Genomic DNA, 13,296 nt, shown 5'->3' with positions numbered 1-13,296 from the left:
GACGCCCTGCGGTGGCAGGGCACTCTGCTACGGGTGTAGAATTCAACGGTTCGTCAAAAAACGAGATGGGCACGCGCCCTGGAAGAGGGGCCTATGAGCCGCGTGAGTCGCAAGGAAGCCGTCTTCTACGACCACTTCAGGGCGTCGTCGAAGATGATCGTCGAAGCCGCGGAGCTCTTCGTGAGGATCGTGGGGGAGTGGCCGAGCTCCAAGCCCCTCATCCCCCTGATGAAGGAGTTCGAGAGCAGGCACGACGAGCTCACCGGACAGGCGATGGACGAGCTCAACCGCTCCTTCATCACGCCCTTCGACCGCGACGACGTATTCCAGCTCATCACCCTCCTGGACGACATCGTGGACGGCATGGAGGGGGTCTCGGCGCGCTTCTCGATCTACGACGTAAACGTGATGATCGCCCCCGCCAAGGACATGGCGGACCTCACCCTCGCATCCGCCCGCGAGCTCCAGACGCTCTTCGACCACTTCGACAAGTTCAAGAGGGACCCCGTGGTGGCCCAGCAGATGCGCCGCATCAACGAGCTCGAGGACCAGGGCGACGTCGTCTACCGCGAGGCGCTCGGCGCCGTGTTCGCCGCCCACGACGACCCGATTCACACTCTCAAGTGGAAGAGCCTGCTCGACAAGATGGAGGATGCGCTCGACAACTGCAAGCACGTCTCCAACGTCGCCCATAGCGTGGTAATGAAGAATGCCTAGCCCGCTGCTCGTCGCCGTGCTCGTCATAGCGTTCGCCTTCGAGTTCATCAACGGCTTCCATGACACCGCGAACGCCATCGCGACCACGGTCTACACCCGTGCCCTCTCGCCGCGCGTCGCCATCCTGAGCTCGGCCGCGATGAACTTCGTGGGGGCGCTCACGAGCGAGAAGGTCGCCATGACCATAGCCACGGGCCTGGTGAGCGTGCAGCTCGGCCTCCACGTCATCCTCGCCGCCCTGCTGGGCGCCGTGGCCTGGGACCTCTTCACCTGGTGGTTCTCGATCCCCTCGAGTTCGAGCCACGCCCTCATAGGCAGCCTCATCGGTGCGACCATGGTCTTCACGGGGGGACCCCAGGACGTCATCTGGGAGGGGGTGCTCGACAAGGTCGTGATCCCGCTCTTCACCTCCCCGCTCATTGGCCTCGCCCTGGGCTTCGTGTTCATGAACCTCGCCTTCGAGGCCTTTGCCGACGTCACGGCCCATAACGCGAACTCCTTCTTCCACAAGGCCCAGGTCGCCTCGTCGATGTTCATGGCCTACAGCCACGGCAACAACGACGCGCAGAAGACCATGGGCATCATCACCATCGCCCTTGTCTCGGCGGGGATGCTCGATGCCGGGGCCGGCGTGCCCCTCTGGGTGAAGGTGCTCTGCGCGGCGATGATGGCCCTGGGGACCGCCATCGGCGGGCAGCGCATCATGAAGACGGTGGGCCAGGGCGTCACTAAGCTCGAGCCCGCCATCGGCTTCGTCTGCCAGACGGCGTCCGCCATCGCCATCGAGGCGATGACCGCCCTGGGCGCACCCGTCTCCACCACGCAGGTGCTCACCACCTCGATCATGGGTGCGGGCAGTGCCAAGGGCATCAAGAACGTGCGCTGGGGGGTCGCCGGCAGCATCGTGACCGCCTGGGTCGTGACCCTTCCGGCTACCATGTGCCTGGGCGCCCTCTTCGCCCTCGTGGCGGAGCGCTTCTAGGGCTCTCGGGCGAATTGCACGGCATCCCGAGCCTTCCCATAAATAACTTAATACGCAGGAAACCATCGGCGCCCGCCCAACTGATATAACCAACAGCATCGAGACGCCTGCCGCATCCTGCGGTGCATTCAGAGAGGGGATTGCCATGAACAGCCTCAGCAGAAGGTCCTTTCTCGCCGTGGCACTGGGAGGATGCTCCTCCTTTGCACTTGCTGCCTGCGGAAACGTCGGCACGGGCTCCAAGGGGGGCTACAAGATCGGCGTGCTGCAGCTCACCGAGCACGCCGCCCTCGACGCCGCGAACGCCGGCTTCGTCCGCGCGCTCGACGAGTCCGGACTGAGCTACACGATCGACCAGCAGAACGCCCAGAACGACCAGTCGGCCTGCCAGACCATCGCCTCCAAGCTGGTCAACGACGGGGACGACCTCATCCTCGCCATCGGCACGCCGGCCGCGCAGGCGGTCGCAGGCGCCACCGACCAGATTCCCGTCATCGGTACGGCCATCACTGACTTCGCGGCCTCCGGTCTCGTCGCCTCCAACGACGCCCCGGGCGGCAACGTAACGGGCAGCTCCGACCTCACGCCGGTCGAGGACCAGTTCGACCTTCTGGTCAGGCTCATCCCCTCCGCGAAGAAGGTCGGCCTGCTCTACTGCACCGCCGAGTCGAACTCCGACGTCCAGGTCGCGCTCGCCGAGGCTGCCGCCTCCGCCCGTGGCCTAGAGGCCGTCCGCTTCTCGGTCTCGAGCTCCAACGAGATCCAGCAGGTCGTCGAGTCGATGGTGGGCAAGGTGGACGTCGCCTACGCGCCGACCGACAACACGATCGCCGCAGGCATGTCCACGGTCTCGATGGTGGCGATCGAGCACAAGCTCCCGGTCATCGTGGGCGAGCAGGGCATGGTCGACAACGGCGGCCTTGCCACCTATGGCATCAACTACGACCAGCTGGGCTACAAGGCTGGCCAGATGGCCGTCAAGGTCCTGAAGGGCGAGGCCAAGCCTGCCGAGATGCCCATCGAGTACCTCGCTGCGGAGGACTGCACCCTTGCGACCAACCAGGCCACGGCCGACGCCATCGGGGTCGACCTCTCCGTGCTGGGCGCCTAGGCGCGGGTCGCGTCTCGTCCCGGGATGGGACGACAGTTTCTGACGTTCGTCGTGTGCCCCGGGGCGACCCGGGGCACATCGCAGGTTTGGGGGTAGCATGCTGCCAGCTCTAACGGGTGCCGTCTCTCAGGGAATCCTCTGGGGCGTCATGGTGCTCGGACTCTTCGTCACCTACAAGATGCTCGACATCGCCGACCTGACGGTCGACGGCAGCTTCGCCCTGGGCGGCTGCGTCGCGGCGGTCGCCTCCGTCTCGCTGGGGCTCGACCCGCTGGTCGCAATCCTACTGGGCATGCTTGCCGGCGTGGTCGCGGGCCTGGTGACGGGGCTTCTCCACACTGTGTTCGACATCCCCGCCATCCTGGCCGGGATCCTGACCCAGATCGCCCTCTGGTCGGTCAACCTGCGCGTCATGGGCAAGTCGAACACCCCGCTCCTCAACGTGGACACCGTCTTCACGCGCATCTCCGCGCTGACGGGCCTCAACCAGGCCACCTCGGCCATGGTCGTGGGGCTCGTGGTGGCAGCGGCTCTGGTGGCGGCCATGTACTGGTTCTTCGGCACCGAGATTGGCTCCGCCCTGCGCGCCACGGGCAACAACGAGGACATGTGCCGCGCCCTGGGCATCGACGTGCGCGTCACCAAGCTCATAGCGCTTGCCCTCTCCAACGGCCTGGTGGGCCTCTCGGGCGCCCTCATCTGCCAGAGCCAGAAGTACGCTGACATCGGCATGGGCACGGGCGCCATCGTGATCGGACTCGCCGCCATCGTCATCGGCGAGGTCCTGGGCCGGCTCACCCCCGGCAAGCTCCAGGCCTTCGGCAGCCGCCTCACCTCGGCGGTCGTGGGCTCCGTCGTCTACTTCCTCATCAGGGCCATCGTGCTCCAGATGGGCCTCGACGCCAACGACATGAAGCTCCTCTCGGCCGTGATCGTCGCCCTTGCCCTGGTGGTACCCACCGTCGTCGAGCGCCAGCGGCAGAGGCGCTCCTACTCGAAGGGAGGCGAGCGCTGATGCTGCGCCTCACCAACGTCAGCAAGACCTTCAACAAGGGCACCGTCAACGAGAAGCCCGCCCTCGTCGGCGTGGATCTCCACCTCGAGCCCGGCGACTTCGTCACCGTGATCGGCGGAAACGGGGCGGGCAAGTCGACCCTGCTCAACGCCATAGCCGGCGTCTTCCCGCCCGACTCGGGCGTCATACAGATCGACGGGGCCGACGTGAGCCTGCTCTCCGAGCACCAGCGCGCCCGCTACCTGGGGCGCGTCTTCCAGGACCCCATGCGCGGCACCGCGGCCGACATGCAGATCGACGAGAACCTGGCTCTGGCCCGCCGCCGCGGCGAGGGCAGGGGACTGTCCTGGGGCATCGGGAAGGCCGAGCGCGCTGAGTACGCGGAGCGACTGGCCTCGCTCGACCTGGGCCTCGAGGACCGCCTGAGCTCCAAGGTCGGCCTGCTCTCGGGCGGGCAGCGCCAGGCGCTCACCTTGCTCATGGCCACGCTCAAGAAGCCCAAGCTCCTGCTTTTGGACGAGCACACGGCGGCACTGGACCCCAAGACCGCCAAGAAGGTCCTTGAGCTCACGGCCCAGGTCGTCGAGAGGGACTCCCTCACCACCCTCATGATCACGCACAACATGAACGACGCCATCCGCCTGGGCAGCCGCCTGATCATGATGCACGAGGGCCACGTGATCTACGACGTGAGCGGCGAGGAGAAGCGCGCGCTCAAGGTCCACGACCTGCTCCTCAAGTTCGAGGAGGCAAGCGGCGGCGAGCTCGCCAACGACCGCATGCTCCTGAGCTAGCCGCGCGCCGGCGGACGGGGGGTCTCATGAGGAAGATGGGCATCGTTCTGGCGACGGGCGAGGCGGGCATGCGCCACTTCACGGACGTGCTCGGGGAGGAGCTGGGCGAGACCGCCGTGCAGGTCGAGCGCTCGTCCGTGGATGCCGCTCTGACGAACGCCCTCGCCGGCGAGGGCGACAGGGAGGGCCTGGTCGCGCTCCTCGCCCCTGCGGTCGAGTCGCTCGAGCGTCGTGGCTGCGAGCTCGTCGCGATCGTGGGGACCGACGCGCACCTCGTCCTCCGCGAGTTGCGGGGTACGACCAGCGTGCGGCTGCTGAGCGTGGTCGAGGCCAGCTGGAGGAGAATCGTCGCAGCGCGGTATGTGCGCGTACTTCTCCTTGGCACGTCCACCACCATGCGCGAGAAGTTCTTCAAGTCGCCCATCGCGGCGAGCCACGTTCCGGTGTTTACGCCCAACGACGAGGACAAGGAGTGGGTCGACGCCGTGATCGGGCGCGTGTCCGGGGGAGAGGAACCCTCAGCGGACGACCTGGCACGTTTTGACGAGCTCGTGGGCGAGGCGGTCGAGCATGGCGCCCAGGCCATCGTGATGGCCGCGCCGGAGCTCCTCGCGCTCACGCGGGGTCGAGAGCTTGCGCTCCCGGTGGCCGACGCCCTGGGGGCTCAGGCCCAGGAGCTCGTGGACGAGGCTAGAGCCAGGTAGCGCGTGCGCCGCGAGGCTAATCCAGGAACTTGTCCAGCTCCCTGTCGAGCAGGGCGTTGCGTCTGACGTGGGGGTGCCGTACGAGGATGCCGCGTGCCATGACCATGTCGACCTCGCGAAGCGCCTTGAGGTCCTCGAGGGGGTTCCGCGCACAGACGACGAGGTCGGCGTCCTTTCCCTCCTCGACGGAGCCCGTCACCCTGTCGATGCCCGCGAGCCGGGCGTTGCCGAGGGTTGCGGTATGCAGGGCGAGCGCATTGCTTGCGCCCACGTACTTGTGGAAGTAGACGAGTTCGCGCCAGAAGTCGTACTGGGCGATCCAGGGGCAGCCCACGTCGTTGCCGAGCGCCACGGGCACCCCGGCGGCAAGTGCCGCCTTCGAGCACTCCCTGATGCCGTCGAAGACGACCTTGCCGTTGAACTGGGCCATCTCGGAGGCGCCTGAGACGCTTCTGTCGAAGAGCGCATAGGGGAGGGCGGGGGAGAGCGTGGTCACCAGGAAGGAACCCCTCTCGGCGAAGAGGGCCATGGTGTCCTCGTCCGGCCTGGCGCCGTGCTCGATCGAGTCGACGCCGCCCTCGAGTGCGGCGCGGACGCCCTCGAGAGACTCCACGTGCGCCGCCACGATGCGACCGCGCGCGTGCGCCCGGTCGCAGCAGGCACGCACCATCTCTGGAGGCATCTTCATCTCGCCGGGCTCTCCCTTGGCCCGTGCGTCCATGACCCCGCCGGTAATCATGAGCTTGACGAGGTCCGCGTTCTGGTCGCAGGCGGCATCGACCGCGGCCAGGGCCTCTTCGACGGTCGTCGCCGCGACGGCGACCGATCCGGCCATGTGCCCTCCCGGCACCGAGACCGCCTCGTTGGCGGCGAGGATGCGCGGTCCGATCCTCCTACCTGCGGCGATCTCGTCCCTCACGCGCGTGTCGAGGTCGCGCAGGCCACCAACGGTGCGCACGGTGGTCACGCCGCCCATGAGTGCGGCCTTGGCGAACCCGGCCACCATGAGGTGGGCGACGGCCGCGCCGACAGGAGTGGCAAAGATGGCGTCCACCGTCTTCTTGGGGTCCTTGCCACCCGACTTCGGGCTGCCGTTGCCCGCGAGGTGGACGTGCATGTTTATCAGGCCGGGCAGCAGGAATCTGCCCCCGAGGTCGACCACGCGGTATCCGGAGGGGGCCGTGCCCGCATCGACGGACTCGATGCGTCCGTCCGCGACGAGTACGCAGCGTCCCTCCTGGGGTTGAGCCTCGAGCGTTCCGTCGATCACGGTGGCATTGGCAAATGCGTATCTCATGGCCCCTCCTCGAAGTCAGCGCTGCCATCGTAGACCTTCCGAGTTTCGATGGGCTAGGAGGCGGGGTTCTTGTGCCAGACACTTTTCCCTTTGCCTGCATTGCAGCAGGATGGCGCGCCTCCTTCCCTGTGACGCATGCTTCGGGGTGGAGTAAGCTCTCCTCGATGTGAATTGGGTCCTGGGGGAGGCACATGGAGGACAAGGAAGTCATCGCGCGCAAGAAGGAGCTTCGCAAGCGGCTCAGGCAGGCGCGCAAGGACCTTGGCTCCGAGGCGCGAGAGCGTGCCGATGCCGGCATCGCCTCCCGCGTCCTCTCTCTGTCCGAGTGGCAACGCTCCCAGATCGTCCTCGCCTACCTTTCGGTAGGCGAGGGGGTGGACACACGCGGGCTCGTACGTCAGGCGTGGTTGGCTGGCAAGGTCGTTGCCATCCCCCGCGTGGTGCCCCACACTCGTCTCATGGAGTGGTATCGCATCGACGACTTCGACCGCCTCGAGCGCAGCTCCTTTGGCGTGGAGGAGCCCCTTGCGGAGCCAGATCGCCTTCTGGACGTCGCGCGCGAGGCAGAGGCGGGCGGGAGCATCCTCGCCGTCGTGCCTGGCCTGACCTTCGACGGCCATGGCTTCCGCATGGGGTACGGGGGCGGCTTCTATGACACGCTGCTTGCCGATTTTCCTGGCACTTCCGTCGGCATATGTCGCGAGGCGCAGCTTACCGATAACCTGGCAGCCATGGGCGTGGTGGGGGAGCATGACCTGGGCGTCGACGTGGTAGTGACGGAGCGGCGCACCATCGAAACGTCCGAGAGCCCCTGGTCCAATTGGGTGCGAGAGAAGGAGGGCCAGGCATGACCATGGAGAAGACAACGGCGGCACATGGTGGCGCGCGGCGGGCCGAGGGCGCAACGCTGCGGCCCATCCTCATAGTGGAAGATGACAGCGCCCTCGCGGGCCAGGTAGCAGACCTGCTGGGGCGGTATCGCTACCAGTGCCGCGTGGCGGACTCGTTCGATGACATAGACGCCCAGGCCCGTGCCCTCGACCCCTCCCTCGTCCTGCTCGACGTGAGCCTGCCCCGCTACGACGGATTCTTCTGGTGTCGTCGCATCCGCGAGACATCGCACGTCCCCATCGTCATGGTTTCGGCTCGTGATGCCGCGTCCGACCAGGTGCGTGGCATGGAGGCGGGAGCTGACGACTACGTGACGAAGCCCTTCGACCTCGACGTGCTGCTCGCCAAGGTGCAGGCGCAGATCGCCGCAACTATGGGGAGCTCGCACCTGCCACAACGGAGCTCGAGTCCCTCGCTTGCGACGGGCTCGTCTTTTTCCCGGGACTCCTCAGGGCGGAGTACCAGGGCTCAACGATCGAGCTCACCGCCACGGAGGCAAGTCTCCTTGGATGCCTGATGAGGGCATATCCAAAGACGGCTGCGCGTGGAGACCTGTACATGGCCGCGTGGGACGGGGAGGGCTTCGTGGAGCCCAACACCCTGAATGTCAACATCCGCCGGCTTCGCGATCGCTTCTCCAGTGCGGGCATTCTCGCCCAGATCAAGGTGGTGCGCACCGTTGGCTATCGTCTCTACATGGACGGAAGGCCATGAGGCTCTTCCTCAGGGATCATCTGGACGTCATGGCCCTCTTCCTCCTCGAGTCCGTTGCCATAGCCCTTGCCTTTCACTTTGGCCGAGGCTTCGATACGGCCGCAGGCATCGCCTACTTCCTCTTCGTGGCGGCATTCGTGCTGGCGGTGTTCCTTGTCGTGCGATTCGCGCGCAAGCGGGCGTTCTACGAAAGCCTGGAAGAGGACGTCGAGACCATGGAACAGCTGGTGGGGCGCCATAGCGGCGACCCCGTCACCGAAGCGTACGTCACACGCAGGCGTGATGCCTACCGCAGCTACCAGCGCCAGCTGAACGAGCGAGACGACGAGATGCTGCGCTGGCGGACGCATGTCATGCAGTGGGTGCACCAGATGAAGACGCCCGTGAGCGTCCTGCGCCTCATGGTTCAGAAGGACCCCGGGCACATGGACTCGTTCGGTGCGCTCTGCGAGCTCGATCGCATGCAGGGGCAGCTCGACCTCATCCTGAGTCTCGTGCGCATGGAGCGCATGCAGGCCGACCTCACCATCGAGGACCTGTCCCTCAAAGAGGTGGTAGAGGCCGTTATTGACAAAGAGAGGCGCCTCTTTGCGCAGAGGGAGGTCTTCCCCACTGTAGGCATCGACGCAAGCCTGCGCGTGCGCACCGACAGGAAATGGCTCGCGTTCGTCATCGAGCAGATACTGCATAACGCCGTGAAGTATTCGGACGCGGGGTCGTCGATCGAGGTCGGCGCGGGGGAGTCGGACGGAAGCGTGGAGCTCAGCTTTGTCGATCACGGCATTGGCATCCGCCCGCGCGACCTGCCGCGCATCTTTGACCTCTACTTCACGGGGAGCAACGGACGCGATCACGACCAGTCGTCAGGCGTCGGACTGTACGTGGTGAAGCGCGCGCTCGACGAGCTTGGGCACGAAATAGAGGTGAGGTCTGAGGTTGGGCATGGAACCCGAGTGGACATAGTTTTCTAGCGTCGCCCCCGACTCGCGCCCATCATCCCCCTTGTGCAAAAGTGACAGGGGCTGTCATCTTTCGTCACTCCACTCGATAGCGCCCCTCACGTGCCGTTTCGTATTCTGCTTGCAGCGAATCGGAAAGGAGAACCTCATGGCGATTCTCACCATCGAGCACGCGAGCAAGATATACGGAACCGGAGTTCAGGTGCGTGCCGTGAACGACCTGTCCATGAAGATGGAGGAGGGCGAGTTCGTAGCGATCATGGGGGCGTCGGGATCGGGAAAGTCCACGCTCCTCAACCTCATCTCGGGCATCCTCCCGCTCAGCTCGGGAGAAATTCGCATCGACGGGCGCGACATCTCCCACCTGGGCGAGCCCGAGGCGGCCGAGTTCCGCCGCAACGAGCTCGGCTTCGTCTTCCAGGACTTCAACCTGGTGGACACGCTCACCATCCGCGAGAACATCATGCTCCCACTCATGTTGCGCCACGTCCCGCCTGCACGCATGAACGCTGCAGCCGAGAGCATTGCCGCGAGCCTTGGCATCGGCAAGATCCTCGACAAACGGACGCATGAGGTGTCGGGAGGTCAGGCGCAGCGTGCCGCCATCGCCCGCGCCATCATCCACAGCCCACGCCTCCTTCTTGCCGACGAGCCCACGGGCAACCTCGACTCGGCGGCAGCCGAGGGCGTCATGCGCATCTTTGCCGACCTCAATGCGCGTCGGGGCACCTCCACCATCATCGTCACGCATGACGCCAAGACCGCAAGCTTCTGCACGCGCGCCATCTTCATCAAGGACGGTTGCATCCTGGAGGAGCTGTACCGCGAGGGAGACGGGCTGGCGTTCTACGACGAGATCCTGAACGTGCTCAAGTTCATGGGGGCGAAGTAGGATGAGCTTCTTCAGGTTTGCCCTCAACAACGTCATGCGCGACAAGGAGAGCTACGTCGCGTTCTGGCTGAGCAGCGTGTTCTCGATCGTGGTCTTCTTCGTCTTCTCCGCCAACATGAACCATCCGCAGCTTGCGCAGAGCGAGAGCGTGCAGGGCATCATGCGCCTCGCCATCGCCTTCATCGCCGTGTACTCCCTGGGGTTCCTGGGGCTTTCGCTCAGCGCCTTCCTGAAGCGCAAGCGGCGCCTGTACGGGGCCCTCCTCACCATGGGCATGACGAGGCGCCAGGTCGCCCTCTCGATCGTGCTCGAAAGCCTCCTGATTGGCGTGAGCGCCATCGCCGCAGGACTCGTCATCGGGCTTGTCTTCGGGCATCTCATGGTCATGCTCATGGCCCGCATCATCCATGTCGCCGACATCGCATACCAGTTCCCGTCCGCGTCCATCGTGCAGACCGTCGTCACGTTCTCCGTCATATTCCTGGTGGCGAGCGCAGCGCAGGCGCGCGGGATATGCAGGCGTCCCATCGTCGACCTGCTTGCCGCCAAGGTCGACGAGAGCCGCGAGATGCGCTTCTCGAAGCCCCTGGCCGTCCTGGGCATCGTCCTGCTCGCCTGCGGCTGCGGCACCTGCCTGTTCGGCGTCATCCCGTCCGTGCGAACGTTCGTGGAGTCCCACGACGCGCTCGTCGACGTCATACCCTGGCTCATCATCGCGTCCACGCTCGCCGGACTCTTCCTCGCGTACCGCCAGTTCTCGTTCCTCGTGATCTCGCGCGTCGCGCGGTCGCGCTATTACCTGAGGGAGGGAAACGCCATCTGGGTCTCCGGGCTCAGGGACCGCCTCAAGGGGTCGGTCACGACGATGTTCGTGTCGACCCTCATGCTCACGATGTCGTTCAGCGCCATCGTCGTGTCCCTCGCCCTCGTCACGACGGTCCGCGCCGACATCACCAGGGACATCCCCTTCGGAATCGGGTACTTCTCGTATGGCGACAACGCGCGGGAGTCGTCAGACGTCAGCGAGATCGAGGCCGAGCTCGCCAGCCATGGCGTGGCGTACGCGAAGGACTCCTACGGCATGCTGCAGACCGAGAAGACCATCTTCGGGAACAAGTTCGTTGCCCAGAGCTCATACGAGAGGCAGTCGGGTAGGACGCTCTCGATCGAAGACGGACAGGCGGTTGACGTCTCCGGCGCGGCCGAGCCAGAAAGCTCGGTGGAGGTGCCAGGCGGCCGGGTGCTGGAGGTCGTCGGCACGTCCACACCCATACTGGACACCGCCAAGCGCAGCGGCAGTTACGTGGTGAGCGATGCGGACTGGCAGATGCTGCAGGACACGGGCAGCCTTGTGGACGTGAGGGTCTTCACGTTTGACGTGGATGACGATGCCCAAGCCCAGGAGGTGCGTACCGCCTGCGAGCGCATACGCAGCACGATAGGCGTGGGCCTCGGGGACGGGAACGACTTCCTCTTCATTCCTCGCATAGAGACCATCTTCCTGCAGGAGTACTCGTACGAGATGTACGCCTACATCTCGCTCATGCTGGCCGTCATCTTCATAGTGGCTTCCATCAGCCTCGTCTACTTCCGGCTGCTCTCCGACGTGCGCGAGAGCCTGCCCGTCATGCGCAACCTGAACCGCATGGGGCTGTCCCTGGCACAGGTGCTGCGCATCCAGAGGCGCCAGCTGCAGCTGCTCTTCTCCCTGCCCATTGGGTTCGCAGTCGTGCTGACGGGCTTTGCGATGGCGTTCCTCATCAGCATGGACGTAGCGAGCGCACATGTCTACGTGCGCATGGCTGTGACCATGGTTCCCCTGCTCGCGCTGGAGACCCTGCTCTTTGCAGCGCTGGACACCCGCTTCAGCGGACAGGTGAAGGCCTTCGTCCGTCCGCGGGACTAGTTGACTCAACCTTCGAAAAGGTCAACTCGCGCTCGCTTGAGCGGTAGGCACCAGCGCCAGAGAATGGACCCGCACGGAAGAGGGGAGCCATCCTGAAGAGGGGAGCCATCATGCAGAACACAAGCGCGACCAACATCGGGGCCACCATCGCGCGGGCACGCCATGCCGAGGGGCTCACGCAGGAGCAGCTCGCGGACCTCCTTGGCGTGACGAAGGCTGCCGTAAGCAAGTGGGAGCTTGGGCTCAGCCTGCCCGACGTGGCGCTGCTGCCGAGCATAGCGGCACAGTTTGGCATGTCGCTTGACGAGCTGTTCGATTGGGACTCCCAGCTGGACGAAGGCCAGGTCAGGGAGACGGCGGCGAGAATTGCCCTGCGCGCCAACGACGACCCCGAGGGTGCCTACGCAGAGATCAGGTCGGTGACGGCAGAGCACCCCTTCTGCCTGCCTTGGCTACTCCAGGCAGCAATGTTTTACCTTGGTCGGAGCGCGGCGGATCCCACGCGAGCCGACGAGCTGAGGGGCAGCGCCTTCGACTGCCTCGACCGTGTCGAGGCTCGCTCCGAGGACGCGAGGCAACTCGCCCTGGCGCGCTTCATCAGGGCGGGGTTCCTCCGCAGGCAAGATGACAGGTTGGGGGAGGCGATCGCCCTGCTTGAAGGCATCGTTGGGGCAACGCCCATAGGAACCTCCTCGGTGCTCGCCTCTCTGTACGAGCAGTGCGGGCGAGCGGAGGACGCCGCATCTCTTCGTGAACGCGAGCTGTTCTCGAGCCTCGGTGGGGTCATGGGGGGCATCTGCGCCCAGCTGCTGGCCCATCCATCCAAGGCGCAGGCGGATGCGCTGCTCAAGGCTGGGAACGCCCTCGTGTCGGGCTTTGAGCTGGAGGAGCACCTGCCCGAGACCGCCCTTACCTTCTGGGCCGGGGCAGCGGCGGCTTCGGCCCAGCTTGAGGAGGCGACGGAGGCAGCATCCTATCTCGCCAGGTTCGCAGGCCTGGCGGAGAAGGTCATCTGCGCGGCGGAGCAAGGTGAGAGGTTCCCTGCCGGTCCCCTCTTCGAGCACGTCTTCGCCCCCGGCAACGCGGCAGACATGGTGCGACCCCCGGCATCAATGGTGAGGAAGGGCCTTCTTTCCATGGTCGAGGGCCGCGGCGAATGGAGCTTGGTCGCACAGGATTCCAAGGTCGCGAGAGCCCTTGCCCGCATAAGGCAACTCTAGCAAGCGCGACGGGCGCCGCACGCACAGAGCACTCGTACGCGCGGCCTGCTCCACCCAGGGCGCCCTGTTATCCTTGCGGGCAGCCGCCCGGGGG

At 65.6% G+C, this 13,296-nt stretch carries 14 protein-coding genes; 13 read left to right on the top strand and 1 reads right to left on the bottom strand.

From position 1 onward, the window contains the following. Window positions 1–102: 102 nt before the first annotated feature. The 6 genes from ACMPH2_RS01815 (at window position 103) to ACMPH2_RS01790 (ending at window position 5,323) form a co-directional block, all read left to right on the top strand. A complete protein-coding gene (locus tag ACMPH2_RS01815) occupies window positions 103–717 on the top strand; it encodes a DUF47 domain-containing protein (protein WP_417118464.1) in 615 nt (204 codons plus the stop codon). Next, a complete protein-coding gene (locus ACMPH2_RS01810; protein WP_417118463.1) occupies window positions 710–1,699 on the top strand; it encodes an inorganic phosphate transporter in 990 nt (329 codons plus the stop codon). Before ACMPH2_RS01815 ends, ACMPH2_RS01810 begins: the two co-directional genes overlap by 8 nt. 145 nt (window positions 1,700–1,844) lie before the next feature. Continuing rightward, entirely contained in the window at window positions 1,845–2,810 is a 966-nt protein-coding gene (locus tag ACMPH2_RS01805) for an ABC transporter substrate-binding protein (protein ID WP_417118462.1), read from the top strand. Between the two features lie 97 nt (window positions 2,811–2,907). Continuing rightward, window positions 2,908–3,825, top strand: coding sequence for an ABC transporter permease (locus ACMPH2_RS01800; RefSeq protein WP_062531321.1), 918 nt, complete (start codon window positions 2,908–2,910; stop codon window positions 3,823–3,825). Then, on the top strand, window positions 3,825–4,619 hold the full coding sequence (locus ACMPH2_RS01795; protein ID WP_062531320.1) for an ABC transporter ATP-binding protein: 795 nt from the start codon (window positions 3,825–3,827) through the stop codon (window positions 4,617–4,619). The genes ACMPH2_RS01800 and ACMPH2_RS01795 overlap by 1 nt, the downstream gene beginning before the upstream one ends. A 26-nt stretch (window positions 4,620–4,645) precedes the next feature. Continuing rightward, window positions 4,646–5,323, top strand: coding sequence for an aspartate/glutamate racemase family protein (locus tag ACMPH2_RS01790; protein ID WP_417118461.1), 678 nt, complete (start codon window positions 4,646–4,648; stop codon window positions 5,321–5,323). A 16-nt stretch (window positions 5,324–5,339) separates the two neighbouring features. Here the strand turns inward: ACMPH2_RS01790 and ACMPH2_RS01785 are convergent, their stop codons facing one another. Further along, window positions 5,340–6,620, bottom strand: coding sequence for an amidohydrolase family protein (locus ACMPH2_RS01785; RefSeq protein ID WP_417118460.1), 1,281 nt, complete (start codon window positions 6,618–6,620; stop codon window positions 5,340–5,342). Window positions 6,621–6,811: 191 nt separating this feature from the next. Between ACMPH2_RS01785 and ACMPH2_RS01780 the strand changes: the two genes are divergently transcribed. From ACMPH2_RS01780 to ACMPH2_RS01750, 7 genes are all read left to right on the top strand, one after another. Then, a complete protein-coding gene (locus tag ACMPH2_RS01780) occupies window positions 6,812–7,471 on the top strand; it encodes a 5-formyltetrahydrofolate cyclo-ligase (RefSeq protein ID WP_417118459.1) in 660 nt (219 codons plus the stop codon). Next, window positions 7,468–8,028 (top strand): response regulator, encoded by a 561-nt coding sequence (locus tag ACMPH2_RS01775; protein ID WP_417118458.1) that lies wholly within the window; start codon window positions 7,468–7,470, stop codon window positions 8,026–8,028. The genes ACMPH2_RS01780 and ACMPH2_RS01775 overlap by 4 nt, the downstream gene beginning before the upstream one ends. After that, entirely contained in the window at window positions 8,028–8,225 is a 198-nt protein-coding gene (locus ACMPH2_RS01770; protein WP_417118457.1) for a winged helix-turn-helix domain-containing protein, read from the top strand. Before ACMPH2_RS01775 ends, ACMPH2_RS01770 begins: the two co-directional genes overlap by 1 nt. Further along, complete coding sequence (locus ACMPH2_RS01765; protein ID WP_417118456.1) at window positions 8,222–9,196, top strand: sensor histidine kinase; 975 nt, start codon at window positions 8,222–8,224, stop codon at window positions 9,194–9,196. Before ACMPH2_RS01770 ends, ACMPH2_RS01765 begins: the two co-directional genes overlap by 4 nt. 136 nt (window positions 9,197–9,332) lie before the next feature. Next, window positions 9,333–10,076, top strand: a complete 744-nt coding sequence (locus ACMPH2_RS01760) for an ABC transporter ATP-binding protein (protein WP_009279083.1) — start codon at window positions 9,333–9,335, stop codon at window positions 10,074–10,076. Between the two features lies 1 nt (window position 10,077). Next, window positions 10,078–11,982 carry an FtsX-like permease family protein gene (locus tag ACMPH2_RS01755; protein WP_417118455.1) on the top strand — a complete coding sequence of 635 codons (1,905 nt, stop codon included), beginning with the start codon at window positions 10,078–10,080 and terminating at the stop codon, window positions 11,980–11,982. Window positions 11,983–12,092: 110 nt separating this feature from the next. Then, window positions 12,093–13,202 carry a helix-turn-helix domain-containing protein gene (locus ACMPH2_RS01750; protein WP_417118454.1) on the top strand — a complete coding sequence of 370 codons (1,110 nt, stop codon included), beginning with the start codon at window positions 12,093–12,095 and terminating at the stop codon, window positions 13,200–13,202. Window positions 13,203–13,296: the final 94 nt, after the last annotated feature.

This window comes from Olsenella phocaeensis, from assembly GCF_048189965.1.
GTDB lineage: Bacteria > Actinomycetota > Coriobacteriia > Coriobacteriales > Atopobiaceae > Olsenella_I > Olsenella_I phocaeensis.
The sequence above is the reverse complement of the archived record's forward strand: the minus strand, read 5'-3'. Positions and strand labels throughout refer to the sequence as shown.

What these genes read in the sequence shown, in the direction of transcription:
- ACMPH2_RS01795 (WP_062531320.1), top strand. Translation starts at nt 3,825, where the DNA reads ATGCTGCGCCTCACCAACGTCAGCAAGACCTTCAACAAGGGCACCGTC.
- ACMPH2_RS01770 (WP_417118457.1), top strand. Translation starts at nt 8,028, where the DNA reads ATGAGGGCATATCCAAAGACGGCTGCGCGTGGAGACCTGTACATGGCC.
- ACMPH2_RS01790 (WP_417118461.1), top strand. Translation starts at nt 4,646, where the DNA reads ATGAGGAAGATGGGCATCGTTCTGGCGACGGGCGAGGCGGGCATGCGC.
- ACMPH2_RS01810 (WP_417118463.1), top strand. Translation starts at nt 710, where the DNA reads ATGCCTAGCCCGCTGCTCGTCGCCGTGCTCGTCATAGCGTTCGCCTTC.
- ACMPH2_RS01805 (WP_417118462.1), top strand. Translation starts at nt 1,845, where the DNA reads ATGAACAGCCTCAGCAGAAGGTCCTTTCTCGCCGTGGCACTGGGAGGA.
- ACMPH2_RS01780 (WP_417118459.1), top strand. Translation starts at nt 6,812, where the DNA reads ATGGAGGACAAGGAAGTCATCGCGCGCAAGAAGGAGCTTCGCAAGCGG.
- ACMPH2_RS01775 (WP_417118458.1), top strand. Translation starts at nt 7,468, where the DNA reads ATGACCATGGAGAAGACAACGGCGGCACATGGTGGCGCGCGGCGGGCC.
- ACMPH2_RS01800 (WP_062531321.1), top strand. Translation starts at nt 2,908, where the DNA reads ATGCTGCCAGCTCTAACGGGTGCCGTCTCTCAGGGAATCCTCTGGGGC.
- ACMPH2_RS01765 (WP_417118456.1), top strand. Translation starts at nt 8,222, where the DNA reads ATGAGGCTCTTCCTCAGGGATCATCTGGACGTCATGGCCCTCTTCCTC.
- ACMPH2_RS01785 (WP_417118460.1), bottom strand. Translation starts at nt 6,620, where the DNA reads ATGAGATACGCATTTGCCAATGCCACCGTGATCGACGGAACGCTCGAG.
- ACMPH2_RS01755 (WP_417118455.1), top strand. Translation starts at nt 10,078, where the DNA reads ATGAGCTTCTTCAGGTTTGCCCTCAACAACGTCATGCGCGACAAGGAG.
- ACMPH2_RS01760 (WP_009279083.1), top strand. Translation starts at nt 9,333, where the DNA reads ATGGCGATTCTCACCATCGAGCACGCGAGCAAGATATACGGAACCGGA.
- ACMPH2_RS01750 (WP_417118454.1), top strand. Translation starts at nt 12,093, where the DNA reads ATGCAGAACACAAGCGCGACCAACATCGGGGCCACCATCGCGCGGGCA.